The sequence below is a fragment of the Curtobacterium guangdongense genome (assembly GCF_049341845.1).
Lineage (GTDB): Bacteria > Actinomycetota > Actinomycetes > Actinomycetales > Microbacteriaceae > Curtobacterium > Curtobacterium guangdongense.
In genome coordinates this window covers 65,632-81,508 of record NZ_JBMPIT010000001.1, presented here as the reverse complement: position 1 = coordinate 81,508, position 15,877 = coordinate 65,632, and the positions used below count along the sequence as shown (strand labels likewise).

The 15,877-nt window shown below is 69.8% G+C and carries 12 protein-coding genes; 5 read left to right on the top strand and 7 right to left on the bottom strand.

What is annotated here, in order from left to right; translation table 11 throughout:
- Positions 1-46 precede the first annotated feature (46 nt).
- The 3 genes from mmsB to chvE form a co-directional block, all read right to left on the bottom strand.
- Positions 47-1,228 carry a multiple monosaccharide ABC transporter permease gene (gene mmsB / locus ACO0E1_RS00360; RefSeq protein ID WP_402729358.1) on the bottom strand — a complete coding sequence of 394 codons (1,182 nt, stop codon included), beginning with the start codon at positions 1,226-1,228 and terminating at the stop codon, positions 47-49.
- Positions 1,215-2,744, bottom strand: coding sequence for a multiple monosaccharide ABC transporter ATP-binding protein (gene mmsA / locus ACO0E1_RS00355; protein ID WP_422872719.1), 1,530 nt, complete (start codon positions 2,742-2,744; stop codon positions 1,215-1,217). The genes mmsB and mmsA overlap by 14 nt, the downstream gene beginning before the upstream one ends.
- Before the next feature lie 123 nt (positions 2,745-2,867).
- Positions 2,868-3,998 (bottom strand): multiple monosaccharide ABC transporter substrate-binding protein, encoded by a 1,131-nt coding sequence (chvE, locus tag ACO0E1_RS00350; RefSeq protein ID WP_422872338.1) that lies wholly within the window; start codon positions 3,996-3,998, stop codon positions 2,868-2,870.
- A 181-nt stretch (positions 3,999-4,179) separates the two neighbouring features.
- Here chvE and ACO0E1_RS00345 point away from each other — a divergent pair, with 181 nt between their 5' ends.
- Positions 4,180-5,223 carry a LacI family DNA-binding transcriptional regulator gene (locus ACO0E1_RS00345; protein ID WP_422872337.1) on the top strand — a complete coding sequence of 348 codons (1,044 nt, stop codon included), beginning with the start codon at positions 4,180-4,182 and terminating at the stop codon, positions 5,221-5,223.
- 44 nt (positions 5,224-5,267) lie between these two features.
- Here the strand turns inward: ACO0E1_RS00345 and ACO0E1_RS00340 are convergent, their stop codons facing one another.
- The 4 genes from ACO0E1_RS00340 to ACO0E1_RS00325 form a co-directional block, all read right to left on the bottom strand.
- A complete protein-coding gene (locus ACO0E1_RS00340; protein ID WP_422872336.1) occupies positions 5,268-6,218 on the bottom strand; it encodes a carbohydrate ABC transporter permease in 951 nt (316 codons plus the stop codon).
- 4 nt (positions 6,219-6,222) lie between these two features.
- Positions 6,223-7,164, bottom strand: coding sequence for a carbohydrate ABC transporter permease (locus ACO0E1_RS00335; protein WP_422872335.1), 942 nt, complete (start codon positions 7,162-7,164; stop codon positions 6,223-6,225).
- Positions 7,165-7,241: 77 nt separating this feature from the next.
- Positions 7,242-8,549 (bottom strand): ABC transporter substrate-binding protein, encoded by a 1,308-nt coding sequence (locus tag ACO0E1_RS00330; protein ID WP_422872334.1) that lies wholly within the window; start codon positions 8,547-8,549, stop codon positions 7,242-7,244.
- 4 nt (positions 8,550-8,553) lie between these two features.
- Complete coding sequence (locus ACO0E1_RS00325; protein WP_422872333.1) at positions 8,554-10,560, bottom strand: glycoside hydrolase family 127 protein; 2,007 nt, start codon at positions 10,558-10,560, stop codon at positions 8,554-8,556.
- 147 nt (positions 10,561-10,707) lie between these two features.
- On the opposite strand from ACO0E1_RS00325, the gene ACO0E1_RS00320 reads away from it, so the two are divergent.
- The 4 genes from ACO0E1_RS00320 (at position 10,708) to araA (ending at position 15,863) form a co-directional block, all read left to right on the top strand.
- Positions 10,708-11,697, top strand: coding sequence for a LacI family DNA-binding transcriptional regulator (locus ACO0E1_RS00320; RefSeq protein WP_422872332.1), 990 nt, complete (start codon positions 10,708-10,710; stop codon positions 11,695-11,697).
- 232 nt (positions 11,698-11,929) lie between these two features.
- Positions 11,930-13,609, top strand: coding sequence for a xylulokinase (locus ACO0E1_RS00315; RefSeq protein ID WP_422872331.1), 1,680 nt, complete (start codon positions 11,930-11,932; stop codon positions 13,607-13,609).
- Positions 13,606-14,349, top strand: a complete 744-nt coding sequence (locus tag ACO0E1_RS00310; protein ID WP_422872330.1) for an L-ribulose-5-phosphate 4-epimerase — start codon at positions 13,606-13,608, stop codon at positions 14,347-14,349. Before ACO0E1_RS00315 ends, ACO0E1_RS00310 begins: the two co-directional genes overlap by 4 nt.
- Positions 14,346-15,863: an L-arabinose isomerase gene (araA, locus tag ACO0E1_RS00305; RefSeq protein ID WP_422872329.1), complete on the top strand. Its 1,518-nt coding sequence runs from the start codon at positions 14,346-14,348 to the stop codon at positions 15,861-15,863. Before ACO0E1_RS00310 ends, araA begins: the two co-directional genes overlap by 4 nt.
- Positions 15,864-15,877 lie beyond the last annotated feature (14 nt).

Here is a 15,877-nt window from a genome sequence, read left to right as displayed (position 1 = left end):
GATGTCCAGCGGGAATCTGTCGCTTTCGCGGAAGGGGGAACGGCGGCTACTTGCGCGCGGACGCCGCCCGGCGCTTGTTGAACACGTCGAACGCGACGGCGGCGAGCAGCACCAGGCCCTTGATGAGCGACTGGAACTCCGTCCCGACGCCGAGGATCGACATGCCGTTGTTCAGGATCCCGATGATGAGACCACCGACGATGGCGCCGGGCACCGTGCCGATGCCGCCCGTGACCGCTGCGCCACCGATGAACACCGCGGCGATGGCGTCGAGCTCGAAGCCGTTGCCGGCGCTCGGCGACGCCAGGTTGAGCTGCCCCGTGAACACGACGCCCGCGAGCGCCGAGATCACGCCCATGTTGACGAACAGCAGGAACGTCACGCGCTTCGTCTTCACGCCGGACAGCTGCGCGGCCAGTGCGTTGCCGCCGATCGCGTAGATGTGCCGGCCGAACACCGCGCTCCGCATCACGAGCGAGTACACGACGACGAGCACGCCGAGGATGACGAGCACGATCGGGGTGCCGTTGTAGCTCGCGAGCAGCAGCGCGACGTACATGACGAGCGCGACGGTGAACACGAGCTTCGTCAGGAACCAGGCGAACGGCTCGTCCTCGAGCTGGTACTTGCGACGTGTCGCCCGACCGCGGAACGCCGTGAGGACGAGGACCGCGGCGGCGACGATGCCGAGGATCATCGTCAGCGGCTCGTAGCCGGAGCTGCCGAACGCCGGCAGGAAGCCGGAGCCGAGCGAGCGGAAGCCCTCGGGGAACGGCGAGATCTGCTGGTTCTGCAGGGCGATCTGCGCGGCCCCACGGAAGGCGAGCATGCCCGCGAGCGTGACGATGAACGCGGGGATCCCGAAGTAGGCGATCCAGAAGCCCTGCCACGCGCCGACGAGGGCGCCGATGACCAGGCAGAGCACGACCGCGACCGGCCACGGCACGTGCCACTGCGTGATCATCACGCCGGCCATCGCCCCGGTGAAGGCGACGACGGACCCGACGGACAGGTCGATGTGGCCGGCGATGATGACCATCACCATGCCGATCGCGAGGATCAGGATGTAGCTGTTCTGGACGATCAGGTTCGAGACGTTGATCGGGGCGAGGGTGATCCCGCCCGTCGTCACCTGGAAGAAGATGACGATGACGATCAGCGCGATGAACAGGCCGATCTGTCGGAGCTGCCCGGTGAGGTAGCCGGCGGCGGACTTAAGCGCGTTCATTGACAGGGGTCTCCCGTTCCTGGGTCATGTACTGCATGAGGACCTCGGGCGTCGCCTCCGCGCGGGGGACGTCGGCCGTGATGGTGCCCTCGGAGAGCGTGTAGATGCGGTCGCAGATGCCGAGCAGCTCCGGGAGCTCGGAGGAGATGACGATGATCCCCTTCCCCTGGTCCGCGAGCGCGTTGATGATCGTGTAGATCTCGTACTTCGCGCCGACGTCGATGCCACGGGTCGGCTCGTCGAGGATGAGCACGTCCGGGTCGGCGTACATCCACTTCGACAGGACGACCTTCTGCTGGTTCCCCCCGGAGAGCTTGCCCGTGACGACGTTGACGTTCGGCGCCTTGATGTTCATGTTCTTCAGGAACTGCCGGGCGACCGTGGTCTCCTGCGAGCCGTTCACGAAGCCCCACTCGGCGAGCTTGCCGAGCGCGGACCCGGAGATGTTCCGCTTGATGTCGTCGAGCAGGTTCAGGCCGTAGCGCTTCCGGTCCTCGGTCGCGTAGGCGATGCCGTGGTCGATCGCCTGCGACACCGTGTGGGTCTTGATCGGTTCGCCGCGCTTGTACACGGTGCCGCTGATCCCGATGCCGTACGAGTGCCCGAACACGCTCATCGCGAGCTCGGTCCGCCCGGCGCCCATGAGTCCGGCGATGCCGACGATCTCGCCCTCGCGGACGTTGAGGCTCGCCTGGTGGATGATCTCGCGGGACGCGTCGAGCGGGTGGTGGACGGTCCAGTCCTCGATCCGCAGGAGCTCCTCGCCGACGTTCGACTCGTGCTCCGGGTAGCGGTTCGACAGGTCGCGTCCGACCATGCCCCGGATGATCCGGTCCTCGGAGACCTCGCCCCCGTGCATGTCGAGCGTCTCGATCGTCTGTCCGTCGCGGATGATCGTGACCTTGTCCGCGATCGCCTTGATCTCGTTGAGCTTGTGGCTGATGATGATCGCCGTCATGCCCTCGGCCTGCAGTGACCGGATGAGGTCGAGCAGGTGCGCGGAGTCGTCGTCGTTCAGCGCCGCGGTCGGCTCGTCGAGGATGAGCAGCTTCACCCGCTTCGAGAGCGCCTTCGCGATCTCGACGAGCTGCTGCTTGCCGACGCCGATGTCGACGATCTTCGTGACCGGGTTGTCCTTCAGCCCGACGCGCTCCAGGAGTGCGGCGGCCTCGAGGTTCGTCTTGTTCCAGTCGATGAAGCCGCCGGACGACCGCTCGTTGCCGAGGAAGATGTTCTCCGCGATCGACAGGAACGGGCTGAGCGCGAGTTCCTGGTGGATGATCACGACGCCCGACGCCTCGGAGTCGTTGATGCTCGAGAACGACACGGGGGACCCGTCGAGCAGGATCTCGCCCTCGAACGTGCCTGCGGGGTAGACCCCGGACAGGACCTTCATGAGCGTGGACTTGCCGGCGCCGTTCTCGCCGCAGATCGCGTGGACCTGGCCGCGCTCGACCTCGATCGAGACCCCCTGCAGGGCCTTGACGCCGGGGAACGTCTTGGTGATGTCACGCATCTCGAGGATGGTGTCCGTCACGTCGACCGCCTTCCGTAGTGCGCGCGGTGCGCGCGAGTGGAGACGGACGGGAGGCACGGTGCGGGCTGGCACCGCGCCTCCTGTCCGTCAGATGGTCGCGACCTACTTGAGGTCGGCTTCGGTGTAGTACCCCGAGTCCACGAGGACCTTCTGGTAGTTCTCCTTGGTCACCACGGTCGGCTGGAAGAGGAAGGTCGGGACGACCTTCACCTTGTTGTCGTACGTCGTCGTGTCGTTGACCTTCGGCTTCTTGCCGGAGAGCAGGTCCTCGGCCATCGACGCCGACTTCTCGGCGAGCTGGCGGGTGTCCTTGTAGATCGTCGAGTACTGCTGGCCGGCGATGATCGACTTCACCGACGCCTGCTCGGCGTCCTGACCGGTGATGGTCGGGAGCGGACGGTCGGACGTGCCATAGCCGGCACCCTGGAGCGCCGAGATGATGCCGATCGACATGCCGTCGTACGGGGAGAGCACGCCGTTCAGCGTGGTGCCGCCCGAGTACGACTTCGCGATGAGGTTCTGCATGCGGGCCTTGGCGGTCGCCGGGTCCCACTGCAGCGTGGCGGCCTGCGTGAAGCCGTCCTGGCCGGAGCCGATCTTCAGCGTGCCGTCGTCGAGGTACGGCTTGAGGGTCTTCATCGCGCCGTTGAAGAAGAACGTGGCGTTGTTGTCGTCGGGCGAGCCGGCGAAGACCTCGATGTTGAACGGACCCTTCTCGCCGGTCTTCTTGCCGTCGGCGTCGAGGAGACCGAGGCCGGTCAGCAGCGAGTTCGCCTGGTCGACACCGACCTTCTCGTTGTCGAACGACACGCAGTAGTCGACGTTCTTGTTGCCGGTGAGCAGGCGGTCGTAGGAGATCACCTTGATGCCGGCCTTCGCGGCGGCGTCGAGCTGGTCGGAGAGCGACCCGCCGTCGATGGACGCGACGATGAGGACCTTCGCGCCCTTCGTGATCATGTTGCTGACCTGCTGGACCTGCTGCGGGATCTTGTTGTCCGCGTACTCCAGGTCGACCTTGTAGCCGGCCTTCTCCAGGTCGGCCTTGACGGCGTTCCCGTCCTTGATCCAGCGCTCGGAGACCTTGGTCGGCATGGCGACGCCGACGAGGGCGCCCTTGTTGTCGCTGCTGCTGCCCCCGCTGTCGGTGGAGGCGCGTCCGCCGGCCGAGCAACCGGCCAGGGCGATGGCGATGCCGAGGGCTGCGACGCCCGCGACGATCCTGCGCTTCATCATCGAAGTACCTCTTGTTCCTCTCGCGTCGTCCTCGACGCGCTCGGTGTGCCACACGGCTGCACTGCCGGTGTCTGCTCTGAGTGAGCGCTCACATACTGGGCGTTGTGTACCGCCCTGTCAACTCTTCGTGACCGATTCGCGATGTGGTCGTGATCGCCACCCTGCGCGGTACGGTGTCCGGGTGACGACCACCACGGCCGCGAGCGGCAAGGGGCGCAAGGCCCCGACGATCTTCGACGTCGCCGAGCGCGCAGGGGTCTCACACCAGACCGTCTCCCGGGTGATCAACGGTGATCCGACCGTCCGCGACGGCTTCCGGTCCCGTGTGACCACGGCGATCGCTGAGCTCGGGTACCGCCCGCGTGCTGCTGCCCGGGCGCTCGCCGGCGGGCGCAGCAAGGCCCTCGGACTGGTGACGGCGGGCGATGCGCTCTACGGACCGTCGAGCACCGCGATCGGCTTCGAGCGCGCGGCCCGGCACGCCGGGTACCACGTGCTGCTCTCGACCCTGCCGGAGGACCCACGTCCGTCCGACCTCTCGGGAGCGCTCGCGACGCTCCTGGCGCAGGACGTCGCGGCGATCGTGCTCGTCGCCGCCGACAACCGGGTGCTCGACGCCCTCGCGTCGCTGGCCGTCCCGGTCCCCGTGCCGGTCGTCGTCTCGAACGCCGTGCAGCGGGACGCGCCGACGGTCGGCCCCCTGACGGCAGCCGTCGCCGCGGTCGCGATCGACCAGGTCGCCGGTGCCTCGATGGCGATGCAGCACCTGTTCGACCGCGGCCACCGGCGCATCGTGCACATCACCGGACCGACCGTCTCGCAAGAAGCCCAGGTGCGCCGCGCGACCTACGTGCGGCTGATGGAGTCCGCCGGTCTCGAGCCGGTCGTCCTCGACGGCGACTGGACCCCGGCGAGCGGGTTCGCGGCCGCGCGCTCCCTCGACACGACGGCCGTCGACGCGGTGTTCTGCGGGAACGACCAGATGGCGCTCGGGGTCCTGCACGCGTTCGCCGACGACGGGCTCCGCGTGCCGGACGACATCGCCGTCGTGGGCTTCGACGACATCCCGGAGGCGGCGCACTTCACGCCGCCGCTGACCACCGTGCGGCAGGACTTCCGGGCGATGGGGGAGCAGGTGCTGGCGACCGTCAGGTCCCTGGTGGAGGGTGAGCCGCTCGACGAGATCCTGCTCCAGCCGTCGCTCGTGGTGCGTCGGAGCGCCTGAGCGGCCCTGGGCAGCGCTGCGCGGCCCGGCGCCGCGGCGCGTGCTCAGCCCTTGAGCGCTCCCGACGACAGGCCGGCGACGTAGAACCGCTGCAGGCCGACGTAGAGCGCGATGCACGGGATCATCGCAACGACCGACCCCGCCACGAGGTTGCCGTACGACACCTGCCCGTACGCACCCGTCTGCAGGTTCAGCAGCGCGACGGGCAGCGTGTAGAGCGAGTCCTTCGTGAGGAACGTCAGCGCACCGAGGAACTCCGTCCACGACGCCAGGAACGCGTAGAGCGCCGCGGTCGCCGCACCGGGCAGGAGCAGCGGACGGAGCACCGACACGACGACCCGGAAGCGGGACGCCCCGTCGACGAACGCCGAGTCCTCGAGGTCGGGCGGGATCGACTCGAACGCGTTGCGCATCACGAACACCCCGAACGGCAGGTTCACCGTCGTGTAGAACAGCACGAGCCCGAGCAACGAGTTCGTCAGCCCCATCGCGTTCATCTCGAGGTACAGCGGCGTCAGGATGGCCTGGAACGGCACCATCATCGTCAGCAGCACCAGTCCGAACACCAGGCCGGAGCCCCGGAACCGGAAGCGTGCGAACCCGTAGCCGGCCATCGTCGCGAGCACGGCGGTCAGCACGGCCGTGCACACGGACACGATCACCGAGTTCATCAGGCCGGTCAACAGGTGCGACGACGACCCGAACACTGCCGCGAAGTTCTCCCAACCGAGTCGGAAGAACGTCGCGGGGTCGGGCGCCGAGGTGATCACGGCCTCGGACTGGAACGCCCGGAGGATCGACCAGATGAGCGGGACGCCGAACACCAGCGCGGAGCCGACGCCCGCGATGGCGTAGAGCGTGCGCTTCACCGCGGTGTCGCGGGGGTGCTGCACGCTGCCCTGGTGGTGTCGACGACGTCCGCCGGGGTCCGTCGTCAGCGTCCGGGTCGACAGGTCGGGACCGGGAGCGGCTGCACGGGTGGTCGTGGTGCTCATGGCGTCAGTCCTTCTCTCGGAGTGCCCAGAACTGGAACAGCGTGACGGCGGCGATGACGACCACCAGTGCGATCGACTCCGCGGTCGCGGCGCCGAGCTGCAGGTTCACGAACCCGCGGTTGTAGATGGCGTTGACGATGGTGGTGGTCTCGGTACCGGGGCCGCCCTGCGTCAGGATGTAGAACTGGTTGAACGCGAGCAGCGATCCGATGACCGAGATGATCACGCTCAGCGCGACCGTCGGCCGGATCATCGGGAAGGTGATCATCCGTTCGGTCTGCCACCACGACGCGCCCTCGAGCTGCGCGGACTCGTAGACCTCGTCGGGGACGCCCTGCATCGCCGACATCAGCAGCACCATCGTCAGGCCGGAGACCGCCCAGACGACGAGCACGCAGATGAGCGCCGTCGCGAGCGGGCCGTTCACCAGCCAGGCGGTCGTGCCGTCGGTGATGTGCAGCCAGCGCAGGACCATGTTGACGGCGCCCGAGGTCGGCTGCGCTTCGAGCACGAGCATGAAGCTCAGGGTCGTCAGCCCGACGACGTAGGGCAGGAAGAACACCGTCCGGAGGACCGTCGAGCCGCGTCGCCGTGCGCGGACGAGCACCGCGAGGAAGTACCCGAGCACCAGGATCGGCACGGTGACGATCGCCGTGTACAGCAGCGTGTAGCCGATCGCGTGCACGAAGGTCGGGTCCTGGAACAGCGTCGCGTAGTTCTGTAGCCCGATGAACCGGTACGGCCCGATCAGCGGCCAGTTCGTGAACGAGATGTAGAGCGCGAAGAGCAGCGGTGCCAGCACGAACACGGCGACGAACGCGATCGCCGGCGTGACGAGCAGCGCGCCCGTGCGTGGCGGGTGGGTGAGCGAGTTCCGGGACGGGGCACGGTCCCGGCCGAGCGGGCGTCGTCCGACGGACGAACGCCGAGCGGAGATGGTCGACATGGCATGCACCTCACTGTGCAGAGCGGAGCAGGACGGAGCGGAGCAGGACGGGGCGGAGCAGGACGGAGAAGGGGCGGTCAGGCCTGGACCTGGTCGAGGATGCGTTGGTAGTCGGACTGCGCGGTCCGCATCGCAGCCGAGACCCCGGCGCCGAAGACGGCCTCGCGGAACATCGCGAAGTACGGCGACGACGGCTGGTTGTTGAGCAGGTTGTAGGCGAGGGTCTGCGGTGCGTAGCCCTTGTCGATGGCGTCCAGCGGGCCGTACGCCAGCGGGAACTGCTTCCGGTACGCGGGCGTCGCGGCGTCGGCCCTGGTGGGGAAGTACCCGCCGTTCGGCAGGAGCTGCTGCTGCTCGAGCGAGTTCGCGTACTGCATGAACGCCCACCCGCCCGACGGGTTCGCGGCACCGTTCGGGATGCACATGTTGTCGCCGCCGTCGAAGAACGACCGCCGGCCGTCAGCGCTCGGGATGAGCACCGTCTGCATCTTCGCGCGCATCGCCTTCGTCGCCGCTGGTACGGCCGCGCCGTACGAGGTCGGCATGATCCCGACCTTGCCCGCCCGGAAGTCAGCGCCCCACGTCGTCCCCGCGTCGGAGTACGTCGCGCGGCTGAGCACGCCGTCCTTCCAGAGCTGTCGGTAGAACTCGAGCATCTGTTCGAGGGCGGTGTTGCCCGTGATGTTCGCCTGCTGCTTCCCGACCTCGCCGGACATCATGTCGACGCCGGTGGCCCAGACGTGCGGCTGCGTGACGAACCCGATGATCCCGGCGGCGTTGCCGGAGATCGTCCACCCGTAGACGTCGTCGCCGAGCTTCCGCAGGCGCTTCGCCGCGTCGAGCAGGGTGGCGAGGTCCTTCGTGGACTCCGCCACGTCGAGCCCGGCGCGGTCGAACAGCTCGGTGTTCACGAACAGCTGCGAGTTGTCCGCCAGGTACGGCAGTCCGTAGAGCCGGTCGCGGTACTCCAGCAGGCGGAGGTGCCCGGTCGAGAGCTCGTCGTAGTAGTCGAGCCCCTTGACGACGTCGGTCAGGTCCGCGAACGCCTCGCGGAAGATGAACAGCTGCGAGTTGATGTCGTCGAGGTCGACCACGTCCGGCGGCTCGCCGCCGCGGATGGCGGTCGCGAGCTTCGTCACGTACTGGCCGTCCGGCACCGGGGTCAGTTCGACCTGCAGGTCCGGGTGGCTCTTGTTGAAGCCGGCGACCGCGCTGGTCAGGCCGGCCTGGGTCGCGGCACGGCACCAGACGTGGACGGTGCCCGTCGCCTTCTGGCCGAAGCCGGCGACCTGCGCGTCGACCTTGGGCAGGGTGCCGGAGCACCCCGCCAGGGCGAGTGCGGCCCCGCCGGCGAGGCCGCCGACGAGGAACCCTCTGCGGTCCACGACGTCACCGTGCGCTCAGCGGGAGCCACACCCGCATCGGGACGGCGCCGCGGTTGGCCCAGGCGTAGTACGGGATGGCGACGGCCGTCACGGACGCGTCGGACGCGTCGGACGGGAGGCCGGGGTCGGCCCCGCCGTCAACCGTCGCGTCGCCGACGCTGGTCGCGGTGCGGGCGTCACCCGGGCCTCCCGTGCGGCCCGCGGTGGCGAGACGGCGGTACGGCCAGGCCGGCTGCGCGTGCTCCGCCGGCGCGTGCGCCGGGACGCGGAGCGTGACGATCCCGTCGAGGAGGTCGTCGCGACGTTCCTCGGTGATGGCCGCGTCGGCGTCGACCGTCAGGTCGTCGACGGTGAAGCCGTCCTGGTCGGGCTGCTCGACCGCGTAGACGAGCGGGCCGCGTTCGATCGCGACCTGTCCGCGTGCCGCATCGATGCGCGCGTCGGCGACGAAGCGGTGCGGGGTCGTGTCGAAGGTGATCTCGACGGTGTCGCCGGCGTGCCACTCGCGCTCGATCGTGTGCAGGATCCCGGGCTCCGGGTGCTGCGTCTCGCCGTCCATCGTGACCGTCGTCGTGTCGGACCACGCCGGGATCCGCAGGCCGAGGGCGAGCGGGCCGTCCTCGGTCACGGTCACACGGACGGCTCCGTCGTGCGGGTACCCGGTCTCGATCGTGACGGGGCCGAGGTCGGCGGTCGCGTACTGGTGCACCTGCAGGCCGCCGTCGGTCGCGGTCGCCAGGTACCCGTCGAGGCTCGCGAACGTCCGCATGATGTTCGGCGGGCAGCATGCGCAGTCGAACCAGCCGCGGCGGCCGTGCGCGGGGGAGCGGTTCTCGTCCGCGTGCGCGTGGTCCCGGTGCTGGAGCGGGTTGACGTAGAAGTACTCGGTGCCCGCGAGGCTCACACCGGGCAGGAACGCGTTGTACAGCAGGCGCTCGACGGCGTCCGCGTACTCGGGCTTGCCGGTCGCGAGGAGCAGCCGCCATGCCCACTGGATCCCGCCGATCGCGGCGCAGGTCTCGGCGTAGCCACGGTCGGTGGGGAGCTCGTACGGGTCGCCGAACGCCTCCCAGTCCCACCGGGCACCGAGCCCGCCCGTGATGAACGCCTTCGTCGCCATCATGTCCGCGAACTGGCCCTCGCTCGCGGCGAGGAGCTCGGCGTCGCCGGTCTCGATCGCGACGTCCACGGCGCCGGCGGCCAGGTACACGGCGCGGACGGCGTGCCCCTCCACCGTGGTGGCCGTCCGGCTCGGGACGCGGTCGGAGAAGTACGTCGGCTCGCCGCCTGCTCGTTCGATGATGCCGTGCCCGCGGGCGTCGACGAACCAGTGCGCCAGGTCCAGGTAGGCGCGGGTGCCGGTCTCGCGGTACAGCTCGACGAGCCCCATCTCGACGACGGGGTGGCCGTCGATGTCGCGTGCTTGACCGTCCCCGTCGCCGAACGTCCGCACCAGGTGGTCGGCGTTCTTCGTCGCGACGTCGAGCAGTGCGGTGTCGCCGGTCGCGCGGGACTGTGCGACCGCCGCCTGCATGAGGTGCCCGGCGCAGTACATCTCGTGGCTCCACTTGAGGTCCGTGTAGCGGGCGCCGGCGAAGCGGACCTGCTGGACGGAGTCGATGTAGCCGTCGTCCGCCTGCGCCGCTGCGACGAGCGCGGTGACCTCCTGCTGCAGGGCTCGGAGGTCCTCGGCCGGGGCTCGACCGAGCTCCCACGCCACCGCCTCGAGCCACTTGTAGACGTCCGAGTCCATGAAGATCGGGCCGACGACGTCGCCGGACTCCGTCCCCGCGGCGATGCGGAGGTTCCGGAAGTTCCCGGCCGCCTCGAGCTGGCGGTACCCGTCGCGGATCGCGTCGGCACCGTTCCGCTCCTGCCGGAGTGCCCAGAAGCCGCCGGTGATCCGGGCGTCGCCGGACGGCAACGGGCGGAACGCGAGGTGCGCGTGGGTGGTCGGGAGGACCGGGGTCGCGGTGCGTGCGCGGTGCTCGGTCGCGAGCGTCGTGGTCATGTCGTCTCCTGGTGGTCATCGTCGACATCGTGCGGAAAACGGTTTCTGGAGCGTGACGCTACGACAGGTCCCGGCGGTGCGCAAGACCGAATTGCTGAGATGATCGTATGATCGTGATCTCGCTGCCGATCCGGAAAGGAGATTGCCGTGACACTGGAGCGTCCAGCGCGCATCACCGACGTCGCGGCGCTCGCCGGGGTGTCGATCGGCACCGCGTCGAAGGCCCTCAACGGGACCGGGCAGCTGCGCGACTCCACCCGCGAACGGGTGAAGGACGCCGCCGAGAAGCTCGGGTTCGTCGGGGACGCCCGGGCGCGGGCACTCTCCTCCGGGCGGACCTACACCGTCGGGATGATCACCACGGACTCGTTCGGCCGGTTCTCGATCCCGGTGCTCCTCGGTGCCGAGGACGTCCTGTCCGCCGGGCAGATGGCCGTGCTGCTCTGCGACACCCGTGACGACCACGTCCGAGAATCGCACTACCTCCGCTCGCTCGTCGCGCGGGGCGTCGACGGCATCATCGTCACGGGACGGTCCGCGGACGCCAGGCCCCCGATCGACGTGTCGATCCCCGTCGTCTACGCGTTCACCCCGTCGACCGACCCCGCCGACGTCTCCGTGACGGTCGACGACGCGCACGGCGCCGGACTCGTCGCCTCCCACCTCGTGACCATCGGCCGGCGACGGGTCGCGATCGTCACCGGTCCGGCGCGACACCACTCGGCGTCGAGTCGTGTCTCCGGGGCGTCGGAGGTGCTCGGTTCCCGACTCGTGGTGCCGCCGATGTACGGCGAGTGGTCCGAGCGCTGGGGGCGCCAGGCCGCCGACGTCCTGCTCCGCGGGGACGACGACGTCGACGCGATCGTGTGCGGCAGCGACCAGATCGCGCGCGGTGTGTGCGATCGGCTGCGCGAGGCCGGGCGGTCCGTGCCCGACGACGTCGCCGTCACCGGGTTCGACGACTGGGACGTGATGGCGCTCGCGAGCCGCCCGCCGCTGACGACGGTGGACCTGCGCCTCGAGGAGCTCGGTCGGGTCGCCGGGCGGTCACTGCTCGACCTGATCGACGGTGCCGCGCCGGAGTCCTCCGTCGTGACCCCGTCGCTCGTCCTCCGCGAGAGCACCCTCGGCGCCTGACGCCCGCGCCCCACCCGCCCGCGCGCCCCGCCCGCCCGCGCCCGTGCGGTGAGATCGCACTCCGTGTCGGTTCGGCGGCATCCGATCCGACACGAAGTGCGATCTCGGCGCATTGGGTGACCTCGGGCGCGTGGGGACACGCACGCACAGCGGGACGGGATTGCGAGAGTGAGCGCTCACGTGCCAGGATGTGAGCGCTCACGAACGGACGACGAGGTCTCGGGAGGGAACCATGAGCGACGACCGCAGACACCAGGTCCTGGACGGGCGCACCACGCTCGGGATCGAGCTCGGATCGACCCGCATCAAGGCGTGCCTGATCGACGAGGACCTCGTCCCCGTCGCCAGCGGCGACCACGAGTGGGAGAACGCCTTCGTCGACGGGCGCTGGACCTACTCCCTCGACGACGTCGAGACCGGACTCCGCGCCGCCTACGCCGCCCTGGTCTCCGACGTCGAGGAACGGTTCGGCGTCCGCCCCACCACGTTCCGCGCCCTCGGGGTGTCCGCGATGATGCACGGGTACCTGGCGTTCGACGCGTCAGGGGAGCTCCTCGTGCCGTTCCGCACGTGGCGCAACACCTCGACCGGCCCGGCGGCTGCGGCGCTCAGCGAGGCACTGTCCTTCACCATCCCGCTCCGCTGGTCGGTCGCGCACCTGTACCAGGCGGTCCTCGACGAGGAGCCCCACGTCGCCGAGGTCGCCGGCATCACCACCCTCGCCGGGTACGTCCACCGCCGGCTGACCGGACGGAACGTGCTCGGCGTGGGTGACGCGTCCGGGGCGTTCCCCATCGACCCGGCGACCAGGGACTACGACGCCGCCATGCTCCACACCGCCGACGGACTCATCGGCCGGGACGTCCGGGAGCTCCTCCCCGATGTCCTCGTCGCCGGGCAGGATGCCGGCACGCTCACCCCCGAGGGTGCCGCCTGGCTCGACCCGACCGGCACGCTCGAGCCCGGCGTCCCGCTCTGCCCGCCCGAGGGCGACGCCGGCACGGGCATGGTCGCGACGAACGCCGTCGCACCTCGAACGGGCAACGTCAGCGTCGGCACGAGCATCTTCTCGATGGTGGTCCTCGAGCACGCGATGACGACCCCGCACGAGGAGATCGACGTCGTCACGACCCCCGCGGGCGACGCCGTCGCGATGGTGCACTGCAACAACGGCGCGAGTGAGATCGCCGCGTGGGCCAGGGTGTTCGGCCGGTTCGCCGAGGCCGCGGGCAGCCCGCTCGACGTCGACCACGTCTACGCGACGCTGCTCGCCGAGGCCGAGCGGGCCGATCCGGACGCCGGCGGGCTGCTGTCCTACAACTACCTGGCGGGTGAACCGGTCACGCACGTCGAGGACGGTCGACCGCTCCTGGTCCGTGGTGCCGGCAGCGCGTTCACGCTCGGCAACCTCGTCCGTGCCGAGGTGCAGGGTGCGTTCGCCACGCTCGCGATCGGCATGGACGTGCTCGCGGGCGAGGACGTCCGCGTCGACCGGATGACCGCGCACGGCGGGCTCTTCCGGACCCCTGGTGCCCCGCAACGACTACTCGCGGCAGCGCTCCGGGTACCCGTGGCGCTCGAGGAGACCGCTGGTGAGGGCGGCGCGTGGGGGATCGCGGTCCTCGCGGCCTACCTGGAGCACGCCTCGGACACCGACCTGACCGAGTACCTGCAGACGCGGGTCTTCGCCGCGGACGCCGTGCACGTGGCGGACCCCGACGAGCGGGACGTCGAGGGGTTCCGCGTCTACCTCGAGCGCTTCCGGGCCGGGCTGCCCCTGCAGGCGGCGGCCGTCGCAGCCACCACCCGCGACGACGACGCCACCAGCCACGACGACGACGCCACCACAGACGAACCCGAGACGACGGCCCGAGCCGAACCGAGCCTCCAGGCAGAGGAAGTGACCCGATGACGGAAGCAAGCGTCCACGACAGCGCCGTCCAGGAGGCAGTGGCCGCGACGCGGAGGCGCGTCGCCTCCCTGCACGGCGAGCTGGTCCGCTACGGACTCGTGATCTGGACCGGCGGCAACGTCTCCGAACGCGTGCCGGGCACTGACCTCTTCGTGATCAAGCCGAGCGGGGTGTCGAGCGACGACCTGACGCCCGAGAACCAGGTGGTCTGCACGCTCGACGGCGTGCCGGCGGACGGCTGGGGCAACGCCCACGGGCCGAGCTCCGACACCGCGGCGCACGCCTACGTGTACCGGAACATGCCCGAGGTCGGCGGCGTCGTCCACACGCACTCCACCTACGCGACCGCATGGGCGGCCAGGGCCGAGGAGATCCCCTGCGTCATCACCGCGATGGCGGACGAGTTCGGCGGACCGATCCCGGTCGGCCCGTTCGCGATCATCGGCGACGACTCGATCGGCCACGGCATCGTCGAGACGCTCAGCGACCACCGCTCCCGTGCGGTGCTCATGCAGAACCACGGCGTGTTCACGATCGGCAAGGACGCGAAGGACGCCGTCAAGGCAGCCGTGATGTGCGAGGACGTCGCCCGCACGGTGCACATCGCGAAACAGGGCGGCGAGGTCGTGCCGATCGCCCCCGACGACATCGATCGACTCTTCGACCGCTACCAGAACGTGTACGGCCAACGGCCGTCAGAAGACACAGCCGGACAGAACCCCGAAGGAGCCATGCGATGACGCAGGTGGACCCGCAAGAAACGCTCGACAGCTACGAGATCTGGTTCCTCACCGGGTCGCAGGGCCTGTACGGCGAGGAGACCCTGCGCCAGGTCGAGGAGCAGAGCCGCGCGGTGCACGCCGAGCTGGCCCCGCACGTCCCGGTGAAGCTCGTCTGGAAGCCCGTGCTCAAGGACGCCGACGGCATCCGCCGCGCCCTCATCGAGGCGAGCGCCGACGACACCGTCATCGGCGTGACCGCCTGGATGCACACCTTCAGCCCCGCGAAGATGTGGATCGGCGGCCTGAACGCGCTGACCAAGCCGCTGCTGCACCTGCACACCCAGGCGAACGTCGCACTGCCGTGGGCGGACATCGACTTCGACTTCATGAACCTCAACCAGGCGGCGCACGGCGACCGTGAGTTCGGCTACGCCCTCGCGCGCATGGGTGTCCGGCACGCGACGGCCATCGGGCACGTGTCCGACGAGCGCGTGCAGCAGCGGGTCGCGAACTGGAGCCGCGCGGCAGCCGGCGCAGCAGCCGTCCGTGACCTGAAGCTCACCCGGTTCGGCGACAACATGCGCTACGTCGCGGTCACCGAGGGTGACAAGACCGAGGCGGAGATCGAGCTCGGCGTGCAGGTGAACACGTGGGCCGTCAACGAGATGGCCGCGGCGGTCTCCGCGGCGAGCGAGCAGGACATCGACGCGCTCGTGGCCGTGTACGACCAGCACTACGACGTGGTCGACGAGCTCCGCGACGGCGGTGCGCGTCGTCAGTCCCTCCGCGACGGTGCCGCGATCGAGCTCGGCCTGCGCGCCTTGCTGTCGCAGAACGGCTCCGCGGCGTTCACGACGAACTTCGAGGACCTCGGGTCCCTCAAGCAGCTCCCCGGTCTCGCCGTGCAGCGCCTGATGGCCGACGGCTTCGGCTTCGGCGCCGAGGGTGACTGGAAGACCGCCGTCCTGGTCCGCGCGATGAACGTCGCGGGCGCGGGGCTGCCGGGCGGCGCCTCCCTGATGGAGGACTACACGTACGACCTCACCCCGGGTGCGGAGAAGATCCTCGGCGCGCACATGCTCGAGGTCTCGCCGACGCTCACGTCGTCGCGTCCGACGCTCGAGATCCACCCGCTCGGCATCGGCGGCAAGGACGACCCGGTGCGCCTGGTCTTCACCGCCGACTCCGGCGAGGCCGTCGTGGTCGCGCTGTCCGACACCCGCGACGGGTTCCGTCTCACGGCGAACGTCGTCGACGTGGTCCCGCCGACCGAGGCACTGCCGAAGCTCCCCGTCGGCCGGGCCGTCTGGGAGCCCCGTCCCTCGTTCCCCGTCGCCGCCGAGGCCTGGCTCACCGCCGGCGCCGCGCACCACACCGTCATGACGACGGCCGTGGGGCTGCAGGTGGTCGAGGACCTCGCGACGATCCTCGGCACCGAGTTCCTGGTCATCGACGAGCACACGACCTCCCGCGGGTTCCGCGACGAGGTGCGCGGGCAGCAGGTCTGGCACCGTCTCGACCGCGGGTTCTGACCGTACGATGAGCG